Raw genomic sequence first — 18,451 nt, 5'->3', positions numbered from 1 at the left:
AAAAAGGATAAGAAATGAACGAAAATAAAATTATAATATTTGACACTACGCTTCGCGACGGCGAGCAAAGTCCCGGCGCATCGATGAATACCGAGGAGAAAATCCGTATCGCGCGCCAGCTAGAGCGCCTAAATGTAGACGTCATGGAGGTCGGCTTTGCGGCGGCTAGCAGGGGCGATTTCGACGCGATACATCAGATCGCTAAACAAGCCTCAAACGCCTCTATCTGTTCGCTCGCCCGCGCCGTAGACGGCGATATAAAGGCTGCGGGAGAGGCTATCGCTCCGGCAAAAAATAGGCGCATCCACACCTTTATCGCCACAAGCCCGATCCATATGGAGTTTAAGCTAAAAATGTCTCCCGACGAAGTAATCAGACGCGCCGTGCGAGCCGTGGAATACGCTAAAACCTTCTGCGAGGACGTTGAGTTTAGCTGCGAGGACGCATGCAGGAGCGAGATGAGCTTTTTAAAAGAAATTTGCGACGCCGCTATAAACGCCGGAGCAAAAACGATCAACATCCCAGACACCGTGGGGTATCTATATCCCGAGGAGATTACCGCTCGCATAGGAGAAATGGTTAAATTTATAAACGGTCGCGCAGTCGTTTCCGTGCATAATCACAACGACCTAGGCCTAGCTACGGCAAACTCGCTAGCTGCGATAAAAGTGGGCGCCAGGCAGGTAGAGTGCACGCTAAACGGCATCGGCGAGCGTGCCGGAAATGCCGCGCTTGAAGAGATTGTGATGGCGATAAAGACGCGCAGCGACGTATTCGCGCCGCTTTACACGGACATAGTTTATAAAGAAATTTATCCCAGCTCGCGCCTACTAGCGGGTATCATCGGCATCGAGCCGCAGCCAAACAAAGCCATCGTCGGCAAAAACGCCTTCGCTCATGAAAGCGGCATCCACCAAGACGGCGTGTTAAAACATAAAGAAACCTACGAAATCATCAGCGCCGAGAGCATCGGACTGGATAAAAACTCGCTGATACTAGGCAAACACTCGGGTCGCCACGCCTTTAAAGATAAGCTAGTAAGCCTTGGTTTTGAGCTCGAAGATAGCGCGCTAAACGAGGCGTTTGAGAAATTTAAGGCGCTAGCGGATAAGAAAAAAGAGATATTTGACGACGATTTGCGCGCGCTGGTAACTAGCGAGATCATCAAGATCCCCGAAGTTTTCGAGTTCTTGACGCTCACGCAAAGCAGCTGCAACAAAGGCCTAAGCAGCGCGGCGATCACGCTTCGTCACGCAGACGAGATCAAGAGCGATGCGGCGCTTGGCAACGGTACGGCAGACGCAATATTTAAAGTCATCGACCGTCTAAGCGGCATAAACGGCGTACTAAAAGACTATAAGGTAAACGCCGTTTCGCAAGGCAAAGACGCGCTGGCAAACGTAGTAGTAAAGGTCGAATTTAACGGCAAAACCGTCATCGGACACGGACTTGATATCGACACGATGACGGCGAGCGCCAAAGCGTATGTAGGCGCGCTAAACAGCTACGTTAAAATAAGCGCTACAAAGTAAAATTTAAGCGATTTGACCGCGTCACTTAGCAAATTTAAGGCTCGGATTCGGGCCTTAAATTTCTAAATTTAGCCTTTAAATTCGGCCGTAAATTTTGAAGTAAATTTGACCGGGTTTTGGGTAAACAAAAATACAAAACTCAAATTTAAGCTCCCTCGCATTTACCGTCACGCCTTTAAAATTTGCTATAATCAAGCCAAATTTTTCAAAGGAGAAAATATGAAAAAAATCGCGTTTTTGTTGATGATTATCGGGGCGTTTGCGTTTGCTAAAAGCGAGGAAGCGCCGCAAAAATCAGAACCAAAACAGCTTGAGATGGTGCTTATCTTAGATAAATCAGGCTCTATGAGCGGGCTTGAGAGTGATACGATCGGCGGCTTTAACTCCATGATCGACAAACAAAAAGAAGCCGGCGTGGACGCAAAGGTAACTACGGTGCTTTTTGATACGCATTTTAAGACCCTGCACGATAGAGCCGATATCAAAAAGGTCGAGAAGCTAACGAGCAAGGACTATGTCGCTAGCGGCAATACCGCGCTGCTAGACGCAGTCGGCGAAACGATAAATAAAATCTCAAAAGTCGAGGATATCTACGCTAAAAACAGGGCCGTGCTTTTCGTCATCATCACCGACGGTCAAGAAAACTCGAGCAAGGAGTACTCAAAGGCGCAGATCAAAAAAATGATAAGCGATAAGCAGGAAAAATACGACTGGGAGTTTATATTTTTGGGAGCGAATATCGATGCGGCTAGCGAGGCCGAGAGCATCGGCATACAGCGTTCAAATGCCGTTAAATATCAAAATAATAGCGAAGGCGTGCAGAAAAACTTTGAGGCTGCGGCCGAGATGTCTAAAGATATGGCGATGGATAAAAAATCAAGCTCGAAGTGGCGCGAAAAGGTGCTTGAGGATAAGTAAAATTTGACCTGGGCGCGGCTTAGTGCCGTGCTTTTGTAAATTCGCGGCGGTTTAAAGCGGAGCAGGTCGAGTAAATTTGACGAGGTGAGTTATTTTTGCTTCTCGTCAGATTTGACAAAGCCGCTTCGCTTTTACGCTATTAATCCATAAAAATTATTTGGGCGACTTTGCGACGAATTTATCGCCATATCGCCCACATAAAACTACTTTTTCAGCTTCTCGTAATCAATCATAAAATCAACGAATTTGCTTTTAAAATTCGGATCTTTTATCAGCCCGTATTGTATCGTCGCGGCTTCGATATTATCGATCTCTTGATATAGGTACCCGAGCGCTACGCGGCTTTCCATCGCGTTTGGATCGGTGAGCTTAGATAGCTCCAAAAGCGCGGTTGCGTTTTGCGGATGGTTTGAGCCGATGGCGGCAACGGCTGCTAAAAACAGCGTGTCCGCGTCGTTTATCTTAAACTCGTCGATTATGCGGTTGTAGATCTGGTAGCTCTCCTCAAAATCGTTCGTAAAAATATCGATATAAGCTAGCGTCTGGAGCAAGTCGGCGTTATTAGCGTCTTGTTTTAGTAGCGCTTTTAACTTCTGGCGTTCGTAGTTTAGTAGGCCCGAGATTTGCAAAAGCTTGATGTATTGTTCTTTGATGATGTTTGCGCCGTGATAAAACGCCGCGTCGTTTAGCCGTTTGTCGTGGAAGTAAATTTGAATCTGCTCGACATATTTTTTGATGCCTTCATCTTTATAGTTTGCGATAAAATCAAGGATGTTCGCCACGATATCTTCAGGTAGCTTGGCTTTTAAAATTTGCGTCTTTTTAGCAAACTCCTCGCCCCTGTCGGTCATCTTTGCGATTATCGCGTCAAAGGCTAAATTTAGCGCGGTCTCTTCTTTTTCTTCCTCCAGCCAGCGCATTAAAGCGCCGCTATTATTTGCTATGAGCGCCATCAGAGCCTGGCTAACGGGCGCGTCTTTCGAGCTAGAGTCGTGGTCGAGATTTTCTGAAATTTCTTGCAGTAGTTTGGTATTATCCACTGCGTTTATGTCGTTTGCGATAGCGCCCAGCACGCCCGCTAGGTGGTTCGTTGGGTCTAGATGGTAGCTCATGATAAAGTGCTTTGCCGCCATGCTAAAGTTGCCCAGCTGTGCATAGCTAAGCGCTAGGTCGTAGTGTAAGACCGAGTGCTCGGGATATAGCGAGATGAGCGAGGCAAACTGCGCGTTGGCCTGCTTTAGCTTGTAGTTTAGGGCGTTTGCGATGGCTGATGAGAGCTCTAAATTTACCTTTGAGAGCGCGCCGCTAGCGTTTAGATAGTTACCCGCTGCGCTTGCATCGTCCAAAAATAGGCTCACGCCGCCTTTTCTTATGTAGTTTATCGTTTGGTTCGGGTCAAAAACCTTATAAGGCGCGAAGTAAAACAGCGTCTCGTAGCGCTTGGTTTTATCGAAAAACAGGTCGTTTCTAAAGTGCGCCTGAGCCAAATTTACGTCAAAAAGCTCGGGATTTAGTATCGTTTTTATAGGGAAATTTGCGTTTAAAAACAGCGGATCCTCGTGAAATACGGCCTTTATTTCGTTTGTCGCGGCCTCAAATTTGCCGTCTTTTAGGTTGATGATGGCTATCATCGAGTTTATTTTATTTGAGTCGCCGCCCTTGTTGAGTGCTAAATTTAGCCTATTTCTGGCCTTTTCATATTGCCCGAGTCTTGCGTAAAGCATGCCTAGCGCCAGGTCTGCGTCAAATTCCTTTTGCGCTTCGAGCTTTTTTATCGCTTCGGCATCGTCGCCGATAAAGCTTAAAATTTTAGCCGCGAGGTAGTCGTAGCGGTCTTTGTAGTAGCCGTTTTCGGCGTGCGAGAGAGCCGCTAGAGCTTCGACGTATTGACCTTTGTAGTAGTTTATTAGCGCGTAGTAGTAATTGTATAGTGGAGAGTCTGCTTCCTTGTACAAAAACGAATTAGCGAGATTTATGTAATAGTTAAAATTTTGCTCGTTTTTTAGCTCCAGCGAGCTAACCGCGGCGTTTATGGCGCTAACGGCGACGTTTTCGTCGTTTGCGATCGCTTTTTTAAAGCTCTCTAGCGCGTCTTCGAATTTACCTTGCCTCATCTGCGATACGCCTAGGTTGTAGTTTGAGAGGCTTTGGTTGTAGACGGCGATGTTTTCGTAGATTTTCAACGCTTCAAATTTATTGCCCTTTTCGTAGAGTAAATTTGCCTTAGCGATCATGTCGTCGATCTTTGAGCTGCCGAATTTTTGCGACTCGTAGCGCTCCTCGATATCTTTTACGATCTGTTTTTCGTCTATCGGCGGCTTTTTCTCGCCTCTAAAAACGAAAAACAAGACTACGGCTAGGACGATGACTAACGCACCTGCAGCCCCGCCGATGATAAAAAGCTTTTTCTTGCCTTTTTTAGTCTCTTCTTGCGCCTCTTGCGGCGGCTCTTCTTGGACGACGGGTTCTAGCTCGTCAAGCGAGACAAGGCCTTCTTCTTGGCTATTATACGGTTCGTCTAAGGAGCTTGTCTCGGGGCTTTGCTCTTCGTCTATATCTTCAAGGATTACTACGTTTTCGTCGTCGTTTTGCGCCACTACATATACCTTTTAAGAACTTCGGGAATCTCGATGCTGCCGTCTGCTTTTTGGTAGTTTTCCATTATCGCTATTAGCGTTCTGCCTACGGCTAGGCTCGAGCCGTTTAGGGTGTTTACTAGAGCGTTCTTCTTGCCGTCTTTGTAGCGGATTTTAGCTCTGCGAGCTTGGAAGTCGCGGGTATTTGATACCGAGCTTATCTCGCGGTATTTGTTTTGTCCGGGTAGCCAGACCTCGAGGTCTATCGTCTTTGCCGCGCTAAAGCCCAGATCTCCGCTGCAAAGCAGCATGTGGCGGTGCGGCAGCCCAAGGCTAGTTAGCAAATCGCTGGCGCACGCTACCATCTCGTCTAGCATCGCCGCGCTTTGTTCTGGAGTCGTGATGGCTACGAGCTCGACCTTTTCAAACTGATGTTGGCGTATCATGCCGCGCGTATCGCGTCCGGCGGAGCCTGCTTCTTTACGGAAGCACGCCGAGTAGCAAGTCATCTTTATCGGCAAGCTCTCGACGGGTAAAATTTCGTCGTTATAAAGATTCGTTACCGGTACTTCGCTAGTGGGTATCAGATACAAATCCTCGTCGCGCACTTTATAGAGATCTTCTTCAAATTTAGGCAGTTGTCCTGTGCCGTAGAGCGTATTTGAGCTAACCAAAAACGGCACGTTAACCAGCTCAAAGCCGCGCGCGTTGTTAAAGTCGATCATGTAGTTAACTAGCGCTCTTGATAGGCGCGCTCCTATGCCCTTTAGCACGCAAAAACGCGAGCCTGAAAGCTTAACTCCGCGCTCGAAATCAAGCCAGCCAAGACTCTCGCCAAGCTCGTAGTGCTCTTTGGGCGCGAAGTCAAATTTAGTCGGCTCCAGCACCGTTTTTACGCAGACGTTACCCTCTTCGTCGGCGCCAAACGGCACGTCGTCGTCGGTGATATTTGGCACGCAGCTTGCGATGTTTTCTAGCTTTTCCTCATACGCACGCACGATATCGGCAGCATCGCCCATCGCCGTTTTGTTTAAATTTAGCTCGTTTTTTAGCTCGTCGGTGTTCTCGCCGTTTCTGGCCTTTATGCCTAGCTCCTTGCTTTTGGCGTTTTGGATCGCTTGGAAATTTTCTAGGGCTTGGCGCTTGGCTTTTAGCTCGTTAAACGTCGTCAAAAGCTCGTTTAAAACCTCGGGCTTTACGTTTTTTCCCTGTAATTTTTTTACGAACTCGTCGTAGCGCGTGTCGAGTAGTTTTAGATTTATCATTTTTATCCTTTACACCATAAACATAACTTTAGCAAATATCACGATTATCGCCGCCGCCGTAAACGCAAACGGATGAATGTTGCCTAGCGGGCTAGGGCGTTTTAGTATAAATTTACACGTGAGATTGGTCGCTACGGCCGCAAATATCAGTAGCGCCAAGATAACCTTTATCATAAAGACGATTTGTAAATTCGACTCAAAATATCCGCCCGCTTTTGAGCCGACCCAGCTACTCATCATCATACCGCCCGTTAGCACCAAAAGCAACACGCAAAGCGGCATGATTTTTATCGCGACGCTTGAGATGGCTTGCTGCGCTTTTTGCGCTATTTCTGCGGGCAGTTTCTTTTTAGCCCTTGAAAAAATAATCACGTCGAAAAATAAAAATCCGACGAAAATGATAGCGCAGATCAGGTGAATAAGCTGCGCGTAAGGGTAGATTGCTTGCATTTTTTTTCCTTTAAAATTTATTTGTATATGCCGGTTGCGGCGCGTATTTTTTCCATTATCGGCGCTGCGACGGCTCGCGCTCCTTTTGCGCCTTCGTTTAAAATTTCATCCACTTCGCCCGCGTGATTTAGATAATAATCAAATTTCTCCCTAGCATCAGCAAAATAGTCCCAAACCAGCTCGTTTAGATACGCCTTAAAGTGTCCGTGTCCTTCGCCGCCTCGCTCGTACCTAGCCTGCAAGTCGCGCTGTCCGTCCTCGTCTAAGAATAATTTAGCGATATTATAGACGTTGCAGTTTTGCCACTGCTTAGGCGCTTCAAGTGGCTCCGAGGTCGTCACGATGCTTGAAATTTGCTTTTTTAGCTCTTTGGCGCCGGCAAAAATATCTATCGTGTTGCCGTAGCTTTTGCTCATTTTCGCGCCGTCGGTGCCTGGCACCGTAGCTACGTTTTCATCGACCTTGTACTCCGGCAGGACGAAGACGTCGCCGTGCTCGTTGTTAAATTTGATCGCGATGTCGCGCGCGATCTCGACGTGCTGGATCTGATCTTTGCCCACGGGTACGACCTGCGCGCCGTATAGCAGGATATCGGCCGCCATCAAAACCGGATAGCTAAAAAGCCCGTGATGCGAGGTTAAGCCCTTTGCGACCTTGTCCTTGTAGCTGTGCGCGCGCTCGAGCAGGCCCATCGGGGTGTATTGACTCAGTATCCAGTAGAGCTCTAAAACCTCTTTTACGTCGCTTTGCACCCAAAATACGCTCTTTTTCGGATCGATGCCCAGCGACAAAAACGCGCTCGCCGCCTCATAAGTGTTTTGTTTTAGCTTCCCTGCGTCGGCGACAGAGGTCATGGCGTGATAGTTTGCTATAAACATAAACATCTCGTTTTGCCCCTGCGCCTCAACCATTTGTTTGATGGAGGCGAAGTAGTTGCCTAGGTGTAGTTTGCCGCTTGGTTGCAAACCTGTTAGTACTCTCAAATTTTATCCTTTTTGCGGCTTATCTTTTTCCGCTTTACTTTGTTAGATTTTGCTTCGCTTCACTGCGACGCACGACAAGTGCGCCTCATTCGCAAAGCAAAATCTGCCGCGTCTAGCGAAAAAATATCGCGCCTTATTTTTGTTTTTATAAAATTTGCACGGCTATTTGACAATATTGCCGCTTATTTTTGTTGCATTAAACTTTTGAAATCCATCAAATTTGAACTTAAATTTTAGCTCACTTAAGATTTGACGTTCTCTACTCAAATTTCAACCCAAATTTTACTTAATCCTTTTTTATTTTTTCTAAAATCTCTTTCGCGACTTGCTCCAGCCCTTTGCCTTCGACGTCGATTGTGATATCGGCGACGTTTTTATACATCTTTTTTCTCTCGTTAAAAAGCTTTTTAGCCGCGTTTAGATCGCGCAAAAGCGGGCGCTTGGCATAGTGCATCTGCGCTTCGCCGCTCTCGTCGATTCGTTTTAAAATCGCCTCGAAACTCGATTTTAGATAGATGATTTTTCCGATTTTTTTAAGGCCTTTAACCTTTGCAAAGCCGCCGCCTGCCGCGATCACCGAGGATTTTACGTTCTTAGCTAGCTTTTTAGCGAGTTTTGCTTCACATTTTCTAAAATACTCCTCGCCTTTTTTCTCGAAAATTTCTCGTACTTTTAAATTTTGCTCGCTTTCGATCAGCTCGTCGGTGTCCAAAAACAGCTTGCCCGTTTTTTTTGCGATATACCTTGCTACCGTGCCCTTGCCAACGCCCATAAAGCCGATGAAAACTAAATTTTTACTCACTTTTTCCCTCGTTTTCCTCGTCCGAGCCGCTACGATTTTTCGGGATCAGCACGATTGGTGTGCCTGATAGATCAAATTTTTCGCGCAGTTTGTTCGTTAGGTAACGCTTGTAGCTAAAGTGCAGGGCGCGCGGGCGGTTCATCACGAGCGCGATTTTTGGCGGCGCGAAACCAAACTGCACTGCGTAGTAAATTTTCACGCTTTTGCCCTTTTCGCGCGGTATTGGATGCGCTTTTACCGCCTCTTCGATAGCTTCGTTTAGCCTTGCGGTTTGGATTTTTTGCGTGTAGTTTTTGTAAACTTCTAAAATCAGCGGGTAAATTTTATGCACTCTTTTGCCGCCCAGAGCCGAGACGCTGATGATCGGCGCGTAGGCGAGAAATTTAAATTTATCCCTGATCTCGCGGCTAAATTTATCAAAATCTTCCTCGCTTTTGTCCCATTTGTTTAGAACGATGATGACGCCGAGCTCAAATTTAGCCGCAAGGCCCGCTATACGCTCGTCAAGCTCGGTTAGCGGCTCGGAGCTATCAAGTACTAAAAGCGCGATGTCGGCTAGTTCGAGCGCGGACTCGGTGCGGTTTAGCGCGTATCTTTCGATGCCCTCTATCTTGCCGCGTTTTCTGATGCCCGCGGTATCGACGAACTCAAAAATCCTATCCTCATAAAGGAAAGTCTCGTTTACAGGGTCTATCGTCGTGCCGGCTATGTCGCTCACGACCGCGCGAGATTCTTTTACTAGCGCGTTTAGCAGCGAGCTTTTGCCGACGTTTACGCGTCCGATGATGCCTACTTGGATATTTTTGCGTTCATAGTCCTCGCGAGCCGATATCTCCCTAACCACCTCGCCGTCGTCGCCGAAATTTTCTAAAAACTCGTCCAGATCCTCGCCTGCGTCGGGGCGGATCTCGTCTTTTAGCTGTTTATAGATCCAGTCCGCTAGCTCGTCGATACCCGCGTTGTGGCTGACTGAGATAGCAAAGCTCGTTTTTGCGCCGAAATTTGCAAACTCGTAGCTTCGCAGCTCGTCTTTTTTGCTGTCTATTTTGTTGATTACGAGCGCGGTCGGTAAATTTAGCTTTAAAAGTGCGTAGTATAGGGCTTTGTCCTCGTCGCTAGGCATCATTTTGCCATCGACCATAAAGATGATCGCGTCCGAGCTTCTAGCTTCGGCTAGGGTTTTTGCCTTGACGTTTTTAAAGAGTTCGCTACTGTCGTCTAGCCCGCCGCTGTCGATCAAAACGCAGCTTTTGTCGTAAATTTCTATAATCGTTTTGTTCGTATCTCGCGTCGTACCGCTAACGTCGCTGGTGATGGCTATACGTCTGCCGACTAAGCGGTTAAAAAGCGAGCTTTTGCCGACGTTTGGCTTGCCGACTAAAATTATCTTTTGCAAAATTTTCCCTTAAAAATCCCGTTAAATTTGCGGCCGACTTCGCCGCTTAAAATCCCGATTATACAAATTTTTTGCTTACATTGTTTATAAATTTAAGCCGTTTTGCACTACAATAAAAGCCGATTTTTTAAAAAAGAGAAGTTAAATTTATGATTCATAGATTTTTGATGCGCCATTTAGGCGTTTATTATATGCTGGTAGCTTGCCTGTTTTTCTCGGTTACCGGAGCGTTTGCAAAGGCTTTAGGCGCGTATCTGCCTTCAATCGAGATCGTATTTTTTAGAAATTTCATAGGCCTGCTCATCATCTGCTACGCCATATACAAAAAGCCGCTTCATCAAAAAGGCGGACATCCGTGGCTGCTCGTATTTCGCGGCGTAGTCGGTACGCTTGCGCTATTTGCGTTTTTTTATAATATCGCTCATATAAATTTAGGCGCGGCGTTTACTTTTTCAAAAACCAGTCCGATATTTACGGCAGTTTTGGCTACGATATTTTTCGGCGAAAAACTCGGCTCTCGCGGCTGGTTTGCGGTTTTTTTAGGCTTTGGCGGCATACTTTTTATAGTGCAGCCGAGTTTAGGTATCAGCAAAACCGATCTACTGGGCATCTGGAGTGGTCTTGGAGCGGCTATGGCGTATACGAGCGTAAAGGAGCTAAAAAAGAGTTACGACACGCGCACGATCGTGCTTTCCTTTATGTTTTTCGGCTCGGTTTTGCCGCTTATTTTTATGGGCGCGGCGGAGTTTGTTAGCTTTGCGGACTTTGATTTTTTGTTTTCTAAATTCGTCGCGCCAAGCGGCATAGAGTGGGTGTTTATCTTGCTGATGGGCGTTGCGGGACTTTATTTTCAGGTGTTTATGACGAAGGCCTACGCAGCTGGTAAAAAAGCGGGCGTCATAGCTACGGTCGGTTACGCCGACGTTATTTTCACTATCGCCATCGGTACCGCTATGGGCGATGCGTTGCCTAACGCAGCTGCGTTTTTCGGGATATTTTTGGTTATTTTTAGCGGGATAATAGTAGTCAAAAAAAGATAAATTTAGCCTGCAAAGCGTCTTGGTAGCGCATGAAATTTAAAGCCAAAATAAACAAAATCTCTTACCGCATAGCTTTGGCGCAGGCATAAAAGGCGGATTTGATTAGCAAAACGGCGCGCGTTTAGCAAGCTTTAAGCTCGCTAAATTTAATCAAATAAGCTGCCAACGCGCCGCAAGCTTGCTAAAAGCTATAAACTAGGCCCGCGCTTACTTGCATCATCGCAGGGTATCTAGGCTGCGCTTTAAACGTCCGATCAAACGTCGCAAACGCCTTTAAATTTTTAGCGATCTCGTAGCCTAGTCTAGCCGTTATCTCGTTTTGGCGGTAGGTTGTATCATCCGCACGCTTTAACCTATACTTCGTAGTGCCTAAAAGCATTCCTAAATTTAGCTTTTTTATTTTCGTATCAAACGCCGCGTAATACGTCCTTGCGTCGCGCTCGTATATCACGTCGCCTTCTTCGAAAAATACGATTTGATCGCCGGCTAAATTCATACTCCCCCAGCCTACGCTTTTGCCCGATTTTACGTAAGCCAAGGTAAGCTTGGCGCCCTCTAAAACGCCGTAAATTTTAGCCTCCGCCAAACTTCCGTCGCCGCTTTGTTTTCTCTCGTCGCTTCTTGCGTAGTGTAGCATCCAGCCTAGCTTCATCTCGCCCGCGCCGCTTTGAAAGCCGCCGCTTTCGTAAGATATTTTGCCGCCTAGCGCGCTAAATAGCTCGCTTGCGTAAAGCGCGTAAATTTTAACCGATGCGCCGCCTTGTTTATACGTGGCTCCCGCGTTAAAAATCCCTCGACCCTCGTTTAGCTTCGTAAAGCCCCACATTTCCTTTAAATAAGCCCTTCCGCGCCTTTTAGAATAGCTTGCGTTAAGGAGTAAATTAGGCGCTGCTTCGCTTGTTACCCGCACGCCGTCTTGGATCTTGCTCGACCAGTCGTTTATCATTTCAAATCGCCCGATTTTTAGGGTATTTACGCCGTCGTCGTAGCCCAAAAACAGCTGCGATAAAAGCGCCCTGTCGCCCTCGTAAATTCGCTCCGTGCTATCGCCCTTGCCGTGCAGCGTGCGGTAGTTTCTGTCGCCTTCATAGATCGGTACGCTACCGCGTCCGCCGATGCCAAGTTTTAGCGCGTCTAGGAAGCTAAGTTCGTAATTTAGCGCCGCTGAGCCCACCAGCCAAGAAGTGTCGTTAAAATACGTCGTTTTAGTCCCGCTAATTACCCGCCTAGTTTCGCTGTAAGCGCCTATTTCTCCGCTAAATTTAGAGCCCTGCAAGAGCGTTTCCAGCGGAGAAGCATGCAAATTTAAAGCCGTAAAATTTAAAGCCGCGAAGGCTGCGAATTTTGCTATTTTTTTCATTATGACCCTTAAAAAAACGTCGATTTTACAAGAGTAATTCTTAAAATTTAGCAACAATGGGCTATAATCTTCGCAAAAAGGAGAGACGATGATACTAATAGCAGGGCCTTGCGTCATCGAGAGCGAGCAGCTCGTTTTTGACGTGGCAAAAAGGCTGGTTAAATTTAACGAAGATAAGCGGATAGATTTTTATTTCAAATCAAGCTTTGACAAGGCAAATCGCACGAGCATAAGCTCGTTTCGCGGGCCCGGACTTGAAAAAGGGTGCGAAATTTTAGCCAAGGTAAAAAAGGAATTCGGTTTTAAAATTTTAACCGATATCCACGAGAGCTATCAGGCTGCACCAGTAGGCGAAGTGGCCGACGTGCTGCAAATCCCGGCGTTTTTGTGCCGCCAAACCGATCTGCTCGTGGCCGCGGCTAAGACAAAAGCGGTCGTAAATATCAAAAAAGGGCAGTTTTTAGCGGCGTCCGCGATGAAGCATTCTGTTAAAAAAGTGCTAGAAACAAGGGGTATTAGCGGCGATGGATACGAGATTGCCAAGCAAAACGGCGTGTGGCTAACGGAGCGAGGTAGTACGTTTGGATATGGAAATTTAGTCGTAGATATGCGAAATTTGGTGCTGATGAGAGAATTTGCGCCCGTGATTTTCGACGCAACTCACAGCGTGCAGATGCCATCAGCCCTTGGCGAGAAAAGCGGCGGAGATGCGAAATTTGTACCGTATCTAGCGCGAGCTGCGGCGGCTGCGGGCGTGGATGGATTTTTTTACGAGACGCACGTAAATCCTTGCGAGGCGCTTTGCGACGGGCCGAATATGCTAAATTTAGACGAGCTAAACGCAAATATCGCTCAAATTTTTAAGATAAAAGACGCCTTAGGCGATGCAAACTAAGGGCTTTTTGTGGGTGCTAGGCGGCGCGGTCGCCGAATGCGGCTGGGCGTACGGGCTAAAACACGCCCAAAACGCCGTAGGATTCGCGCTTACTGCCGCGTTAGTCTGCGTTAGCTTCGTATCGTTTATGAAGGCTATGAAATACTTGCCCGTTAGCGTTGCATATACCGTATTTGTGGGATTTGGAGCATTTTTTATCGTGGTCGCCGAAAGCGTTAGCGAATACAGCTCAAGCGGCCAGATGCCCGATTTATTGCGGCTATTTTTCATAGCGACGCTGATCGCTGGCGTACTGGGGCTAAAAAGGCTAAAATCTTGACGCATATTTTAGCTCTTTTGGCGGCCGGGTGCTGCGAGGTTTTGGGCGTGTTTTTTCTAACCAAATTTCAAAAAAGCTTCGGCGTGAAAAAGGCGTCTAATTTTTTGATTTTGGTCGCAAATTTCGCCCTTTCGCTCTGGCTTCTTAGCTACGCGATGCAGGCGATGGCGATGTCTGTGGCTTACGCGATTTGGACCGGTATCGGAGCGGTCGGAGCCGTGGGCGTCGGAGTGATTTTTAACGGCGAAAAAATGAGTGCGCAAAAGGCGTTTTATCTATCGCTAATAACGCTAAGCGCGGTAATGTTAAAGATAATCTAAGGGGCAAATTTGGAGGTAGTAGAGCAGGTCACGTCACGAGATGAGACCATCGTAAAAACAGGCCTCATAGGCATAGTGACAAATGCCATTTTAGCGGCTATAAAGGCGGTAGTGGGCTTTGCTAGCGGTTCGATCGCTATCATTTTAGATGCGGTAAATAACCTAAGCGACGCTCTCTCGTCGGTCATTACCATCGTCGGCATAAAAATAGCCGGGAAAAGCCCTGACAAAGAGCATCCATTTGGCTACGGCAGAGTGGAGTATCTAACGGCTATCGTTATAGGTGTGATCATACTTTATACAGGCGGCACGTCCGTGGTCGAGTCGGCCAAAAAGATCATCTCGCCAAGCACCCCAAACTACGACACCATCTCGCTTGTTTTGATCGCCGTTTTGGTTGTGGTCAAATTTGCGCTTGGTCTTTACACGCAAAAAGTTGGCGAGAGGGTAAATTCTGACTCGCTTATAGCAAGCGGCGTGGATGCGAAATTTGACGCTCTCATCTCGCTTAGTACGCTTGTAGCGGCTTTGGTTTTTGTATTTTTTGGCGTTAGCCTTGAGGCATATCTTGGTGTGATCATATCGCTACTTCTTATCAAGGCGGCACTTGAAATTTTACGTGACGCGATAGATAAAATTTTAGGCGCAAGGATGCCTAGTGGCGATAGCTCGGAAATTTATCAGTGTGTACGCTCGTTTGACGGCGTGCTTGGGGCTTATGACCTTATCTTTAATGACTACGGCCCAGACAAGAAGCTAGGCAGCGTGCATATAGAGGTGGCGCACGATATGAACGCCGCGCAGATAGACGCGCTTACTAGACGTATACAAAATAAAATTTTTGCGAAATTTAACATAGTTTTAGATACCATTGGCATCTATGCATTTGACAAAGAGGACAACGCAACAAGGCTAAATGTCGAAAAGATAGTTTTTGGACATAAATTTATCAAGCAAATGCATGGATTTTACATAAATAAAGAGACAAATACGATCACGTTTGATATCGTCATAGACTTTAACGCGCCAGATAGCTCGGCGCTCTACCGCGAAATTTTATCGCAAGTAAGTAGCGCCTATCCTAGCTATAAGGTCATCATCACGCGTGACACGGACTACAACGGATAGAAATTTAAGGAGCAGACATGAAAATAATCGAAGGAAATTTGGCTTTAAAAGGCGGCGAGAAGGTCGCCATAGTGGGCGCAAGGTTTAATCACATCATCACCGATAGGCTGGTGGAGGGCGCGAGGGATGCGTTTTTGCGTCACGGCGGGGACGAGGCGAATTTGAGCCTCATTTTGGTGCCGGGCGCGTTTGAGATACCGATGGCGCTAGAAAAAGCTCTAGCTAGTGGTAAATTTGACGCAGTTTGCTGCGTGGGAGCGGTGATCCGCGGCTCTACGCCTCACTTTGACTACGTTAGCGCCGAGACTACCAAGGGCATCGCAAACGTCACCCTAAAATACGGCAAACCGGTGACCTTTGGCGTGCTAACGGTAGATAGCATCGAGCAGGCCATCGAGAGAGCGGGCTCAAAGGCCGGAAACAAGGGCTTTGAGGCGATGACGGGCGTGATCGAGATGCTAAGCTTATATAAAAATTTGGAGGCGTGAAATGGCGACTCGTCATCAGGTTAGGCAGGCCGTCGTTTCGCTACTATACGCACGCGAAATGGGTAGCTGCAGCGAGGAGTTCGTCGAGGAATTTTTAGAAGAAAAAAAGATCCGAAACGATCAGCGAAGCCTTGCGCTGTCGCTTTTTCACGGTATCTTGGAGCACGCAGATGAACTTGACGCGCTACTAAACGCGCGTCTAAAAGAGTGGAAGATAAGCGAGATCGGCAGCATCGAGCGCGCCGTGCTGCGACTAGGGGCGTACGAGATGAAATTTACCCAGACCGACAAGGCCGTCATCATAAACGAGGGCATCGAGCTTGGCAAGGAGCTGGGCGGAGACTCGGCGCCGAAATTTATAAACGGCGTACTAGACGCGCTAAAGGCCGATCTGTGAAGCTCTGCGTCGCGCTTGATATGAGCTCGAAGCAGGAGTGTTTGCAGCTAGCGGGTGAGCTTGCGGACTTTTCGGATAAAATTTGGCTCAAAGTCGGGCTGCGGGCCTATTTGCGCGACGGTGCGGGATTTATAGAGGAGCTAAAAAAGCTTGGAAATTTTAAAATTTTCCTCGATCTAAAGCTCTACGACATCCCAAATACGATGGCGGACGCCGCCGAGGAGATCGCTAAAATCGGCGTCGATATGATAAACGTGCACGCAAGTAGCGGCAAGCGCGCGATGGCTACAGTTATGGAGCGACTGGATAGGCTCGGTTCGCGCCCGCTGGTGCTCGCGGTCTCTGCGCTAACGAGCTTTGATCAGGTGGAATTTAGCGCGGTTTACGAGCAAAATTTAAGCGACGCCGTGCGTAAATTTGGCGTGATGAGCTACGAAGCGGGACTTGACGGCATGGTCTGCTCGGCGTTCGAAAGCCGCCTGATAAAGGACGCAACGAGCGCAAATTTTATTACGCTCTGCCCTGGCGTAAGGCCGTTTGGCGAGAGTGCGGAGGATCAAAAGCGAGTGGCGGATCTGGGCGTCGCGCGCGAGGCGGGGGCTGATTTTATCGTGGTCGGTCGCCCGATCTATCAGGCACAAAACCCACGCGAAATTTGCGAGAGGATTTTGAGTCAAATTTAGCGCCAAAGCTTGCGTAAAATTTAGTCTCAAATGGTTTTGGTCTGCTTTTCGCATGATAAATTTTAATCAAAACCGTCGTTTTGCGAGGGCGGCTTGGAGAGCGTCGAAGTGCCGTCGTCATCTTTTTATAAAATCCGTTAGGGTTTGAAACAGATAAATTTTTAGCCTGATGTAGGCAAAATTCTCTTGTGTAAATTTATCCCGTTGGGGTTTGAAACTCATTAAACTTAACAAATTGCAACTTCTCAGGGTTGTGTAAATTTACCTTGTTGAGGTTTGAAACCTAAGACTTTGCAATTAAGTGGAGCGAGCGCGGAGAGTGTAAATTTACCCACGTTTGGGATTAAAAACGTTTAAGTTTTGCCGCGCCCAAGCTCCCTGCTAGCTGGCGGATAAAATCTCCGATAATGAGCGCGGCAGCGGATATCTTAACACTAAAAAGCGACGCACATAAGGGCGGAGGCCCGGCGGCGAGATAAAATTTTAAAAATTTTCGCACCGCGCGGATAAAATTTTAAAATTTGCCTCACACGAGTGAGACTTTAGAATTCCGCACTCTCAAGGGGTTTTAAAATTTTATCCAAATGGCGAGCCGAGCGAAATTTAAATAAAGATTGGAGTAAAATTTGAGTAAAGGCGCGAGTGATTTTAAGAAAATCCCATATGTCGGCGAGGCGACCGAGATGGATCTGATGGCGCTCGGCTACACCGATATCGCTTCGCTAAAGGGCGCGGATCCAGATGAGATGTATGAGCGCACAAAGGCTCTCGGGCGCGGTAGCGACAGGTGCATCCTCTACGTTTACCGCATGATTTGCTACTACGCCAGCACGCCCCGTCCCGACAAAGCCAAGCTAAAATGGTGGCTTTGGAAGGATTAAATTTGCAAATTTGACATGCGATAAGCGGTTTAAATTTGAATAAGCAAGCCTGGCTTTGCGAAATTTAGCTTAATGCGCCGCCGTTGAACCTCGTAAATTCATCGGCTATTTTACGCGACTATTTTGCTACGCGAGAGCGGCAGGCTCTAAAATGCAAATTTAAGCAAGATATCAGCGGTATTTAATTATAATGCGGTTTCTTTTTTGCGGACAGATGGGTGAGTGGCCGAAACCACACCCCTGCTAAGGGTGCAGCTTCTAACCGGGGCTCGAGGGTTCAAATCCCTCTCTGTCCGCCAGAATATGGCGTTTTTAAATATAAAATCCCCTAAAATACGTTATTTTTTTAAGGTATTGCATTTTAAAAATTGTCTGAAATTTAGGACAATTTTGAGTTGTTACATAGATTTGGTAGTCTTGTTACATACAGCCTTTGCTTCAAAAGGATCTATGTATGAGCTCTAAGCTAATAACTAAACTCAAAAATAGACCAAATTTTTACTACTACGACATAGCTTTAAAAGACCAAAAACGACTAACTGTAAAATATTGCTTATTTACAAATGATGAGTATCAAGCAATGATAATTGCCAATAAAATAAAATATGAAGCTGATAGAGCAGCTCTTAAAAAGCTAAACAGTAGGACAGTTAACTCAAAGCTTTCGACAAACTTTAAATCTCTTATAAAAAATAGATTAGCTGATAGTGTGAACAAAAAAATTACCATACAAGAAAACAAAGCATATCTAAGTACCGCTGAGTATAAAGGCATATTTCAAAGAGTGGTGGGTGAGTTTTATGGTGTATATAATACGAAAATATGTTGCACAGAAAAAGAAAATATAAAACAACCAAAAATAGAATTATCATTTAGTCAAATAGCTAATCAGTATGTTAAAACAGAATGCGAAAAGTCAAAATCAAGTAATAAAACCAAAGGTTACTATATAAAAACAGGTAAAATGTTAGATGAATTTTTTAAAAATTTAGAGTCAGATAAAATCACATATCAAGAG

General features: G+C 46.6%; 18 protein-coding genes, 1 tRNA gene and 1 pseudogene. 13 read left to right on the top strand and 7 right to left on the bottom strand.

Going from position 1 to position 18,451, the window contains the following annotated elements; translation table 11 throughout:
- The first annotated feature begins 14 nt into the window (after positions 1 to 14).
- Entirely contained in the window at positions 15 to 1,532 is a 1,518-nt protein-coding gene (locus tag QZ157_RS06720) for a 2-isopropylmalate synthase (protein WP_295143449.1), read from the top strand.
- A 219-nt stretch (positions 1,533 to 1,751) separates the two neighbouring features.
- Positions 1,752 to 2,450 (top strand): vWA domain-containing protein, encoded by a 699-nt coding sequence (locus QZ157_RS06715; RefSeq protein WP_295143446.1) that lies wholly within the window; start codon positions 1,752 to 1,754, stop codon positions 2,448 to 2,450.
- Positions 2,451 to 2,653: 203 nt separating this feature from the next.
- On the opposite strand, the gene QZ157_RS06710 is transcribed toward QZ157_RS06715, so the two are convergent.
- The 6 genes from QZ157_RS06710 to der form a co-directional block, all read right to left on the bottom strand.
- Positions 2,654 to 5,047, bottom strand: coding sequence for a tetratricopeptide repeat protein (locus QZ157_RS06710; protein WP_295143444.1), 2,394 nt, complete (start codon positions 5,045 to 5,047; stop codon positions 2,654 to 2,656).
- On the bottom strand, positions 5,047 to 6,291 hold the full coding sequence (serS, locus tag QZ157_RS06705; protein ID WP_295143441.1) for a serine--tRNA ligase: 1,245 nt from the start codon (positions 6,289 to 6,291) through the stop codon (positions 5,047 to 5,049). The genes QZ157_RS06710 and serS overlap by 1 nt, the downstream gene beginning before the upstream one ends.
- A gap of 9 nt (positions 6,292 to 6,300) precedes the next feature.
- Positions 6,301 to 6,741: a copper resistance protein CopD gene (locus QZ157_RS06700; RefSeq protein ID WP_295143439.1), complete on the bottom strand. Its 441-nt coding sequence runs from the start codon at positions 6,739 to 6,741 to the stop codon at positions 6,301 to 6,303.
- A 17-nt stretch (positions 6,742 to 6,758) separates the two neighbouring features.
- Entirely contained in the window at positions 6,759 to 7,724 is a 966-nt protein-coding gene (gene trpS / locus QZ157_RS06695; protein ID WP_295143437.1) for a tryptophan--tRNA ligase, read from the bottom strand.
- Positions 7,725 to 8,010: 286 nt separating this feature from the next.
- Positions 8,011 to 8,526: a shikimate kinase gene (locus QZ157_RS06690; protein WP_295143434.1), complete on the bottom strand. Its 516-nt coding sequence runs from the start codon at positions 8,524 to 8,526 to the stop codon at positions 8,011 to 8,013.
- A complete protein-coding gene (gene der, locus QZ157_RS06685; RefSeq protein ID WP_295143431.1) occupies positions 8,519 to 9,922 on the bottom strand; it encodes a ribosome biogenesis GTPase Der in 1,404 nt (467 codons plus the stop codon). The genes QZ157_RS06690 and der overlap by 8 nt, the downstream gene beginning before the upstream one ends.
- A 149-nt stretch (positions 9,923 to 10,071) precedes the next feature.
- Between der and QZ157_RS06680 the strand changes: the two genes are divergently transcribed.
- Entirely contained in the window at positions 10,072 to 10,962 is an 891-nt protein-coding gene (locus QZ157_RS06680; protein WP_295143428.1) for a DMT family transporter, read from the top strand.
- A gap of 181 nt (positions 10,963 to 11,143) precedes the next feature.
- Here the strand turns inward: QZ157_RS06680 and QZ157_RS06675 are convergent, their stop codons facing one another.
- Positions 11,144 to 12,322: an Opr family porin gene (locus tag QZ157_RS06675; protein WP_295143426.1), complete on the bottom strand. Its 1,179-nt coding sequence runs from the start codon at positions 12,320 to 12,322 to the stop codon at positions 11,144 to 11,146.
- Positions 12,323 to 12,410: 88 nt separating this feature from the next.
- Between QZ157_RS06675 and kdsA the strand changes: the two genes are divergently transcribed.
- The 10 genes and pseudogenes from kdsA to QZ157_RS06625 all read left to right on the top strand — a co-directional run.
- The gene (gene kdsA / locus QZ157_RS06670) at positions 12,411 to 13,217 is read left to right on the top strand and encodes a 3-deoxy-8-phosphooctulonate synthase (RefSeq protein WP_178140430.1); all 807 of its coding nucleotides are present in this window, start codon (positions 12,411 to 12,413) and stop codon (positions 13,215 to 13,217) included.
- Complete coding sequence (locus tag QZ157_RS06665) at positions 13,207 to 13,536, top strand: SMR family transporter (protein ID WP_295143418.1); 330 nt, start codon at positions 13,207 to 13,209, stop codon at positions 13,534 to 13,536. The genes kdsA and QZ157_RS06665 overlap by 11 nt, the downstream gene beginning before the upstream one ends.
- Positions 13,533 to 13,856, top strand: a complete 324-nt coding sequence (locus QZ157_RS06660; RefSeq protein ID WP_295143416.1) for an SMR family transporter — start codon at positions 13,533 to 13,535, stop codon at positions 13,854 to 13,856. Before QZ157_RS06665 ends, QZ157_RS06660 begins: the two co-directional genes overlap by 4 nt.
- A 9-nt stretch (positions 13,857 to 13,865) precedes the next feature.
- Positions 13,866 to 14,984 carry a cation diffusion facilitator family transporter gene (locus QZ157_RS06655; RefSeq protein WP_295143413.1) on the top strand — a complete coding sequence of 373 codons (1,119 nt, stop codon included), beginning with the start codon at positions 13,866 to 13,868 and terminating at the stop codon, positions 14,982 to 14,984.
- Positions 14,985 to 15,001: 17 nt separating this feature from the next.
- Positions 15,002 to 15,472, top strand: coding sequence for a 6,7-dimethyl-8-ribityllumazine synthase (gene ribH, locus QZ157_RS06650; protein WP_021090940.1), 471 nt, complete (start codon positions 15,002 to 15,004; stop codon positions 15,470 to 15,472).
- 1 nt (position 15,473) lies between these two features.
- Positions 15,474 to 15,869 carry a transcription antitermination factor NusB gene (gene nusB, locus QZ157_RS06645; protein WP_295143406.1) on the top strand — a complete coding sequence of 132 codons (396 nt, stop codon included), beginning with the start codon at positions 15,474 to 15,476 and terminating at the stop codon, positions 15,867 to 15,869.
- Positions 15,866 to 16,552, top strand: coding sequence for an orotidine-5'-phosphate decarboxylase (gene pyrF / locus QZ157_RS06640; RefSeq protein WP_363147894.1), 687 nt, complete (start codon positions 15,866 to 15,868; stop codon positions 16,550 to 16,552). Before nusB ends, pyrF begins: the two co-directional genes overlap by 4 nt.
- A 626-nt stretch (positions 16,553 to 17,178) precedes the next feature.
- Positions 17,179 to 17,433, top strand: a complete 255-nt coding sequence (locus QZ157_RS06635) for a helix-hairpin-helix domain-containing protein (protein ID WP_295143403.1) — start codon at positions 17,179 to 17,181, stop codon at positions 17,431 to 17,433.
- A gap of 208 nt (positions 17,434 to 17,641) precedes the next feature.
- Positions 17,642 to 17,732, top strand: a tRNA-Ser gene (locus QZ157_RS06630).
- 155 nt (positions 17,733 to 17,887) lie between these two features.
- A pseudogene (locus tag QZ157_RS06625) lies at positions 17,888 to 18,451 on the top strand (integrase); the annotation flags it as partial.

It is taken from the genome of uncultured Campylobacter sp. (genome assembly GCF_905372745.1).
Lineage (GTDB): Bacteria > Campylobacterota > Campylobacteria > Campylobacterales > Campylobacteraceae > Campylobacter_A.
Note: the sequence above shows the minus strand (reverse complement) of the source record. Positions and strands in the feature narration are given on the sequence as shown.

Excerpts from the sequence above, each read along its gene's own strand:
- QZ157_RS06720 (WP_295143449.1), top strand. The coding sequence starts at position 15 with ATGAACGAAAATAAAATTATAATATTTGACACTACGCTTCGCGACGGC.
- QZ157_RS06715 (WP_295143446.1), top strand. The coding sequence starts at position 1,752 with ATGAAAAAAATCGCGTTTTTGTTGATGATTATCGGGGCGTTTGCGTTT.
- serS (WP_295143441.1), bottom strand. The coding sequence starts at position 6,291 with ATGATAAATCTAAAACTACTCGACACGCGCTACGACGAGTTCGTAAAA.
- QZ157_RS06700 (WP_295143439.1), bottom strand. The coding sequence starts at position 6,741 with ATGCAAGCAATCTACCCTTACGCGCAGCTTATTCACCTGATCTGCGCT.
- QZ157_RS06680 (WP_295143428.1), top strand. The coding sequence starts at position 10,072 with ATGATTCATAGATTTTTGATGCGCCATTTAGGCGTTTATTATATGCTG.
- QZ157_RS06675 (WP_295143426.1), bottom strand. The coding sequence starts at position 12,322 with ATGAAAAAAATAGCAAAATTCGCAGCCTTCGCGGCTTTAAATTTTACG.
- kdsA (WP_178140430.1), top strand. The coding sequence starts at position 12,411 with ATGATACTAATAGCAGGGCCTTGCGTCATCGAGAGCGAGCAGCTCGTT.
- QZ157_RS06665 (WP_295143418.1), top strand. The coding sequence starts at position 13,207 with ATGCAAACTAAGGGCTTTTTGTGGGTGCTAGGCGGCGCGGTCGCCGAA.
- ribH (WP_021090940.1), top strand. The coding sequence starts at position 15,002 with ATGAAAATAATCGAAGGAAATTTGGCTTTAAAAGGCGGCGAGAAGGTC.
- nusB (WP_295143406.1), top strand. The coding sequence starts at position 15,474 with ATGGCGACTCGTCATCAGGTTAGGCAGGCCGTCGTTTCGCTACTATAC.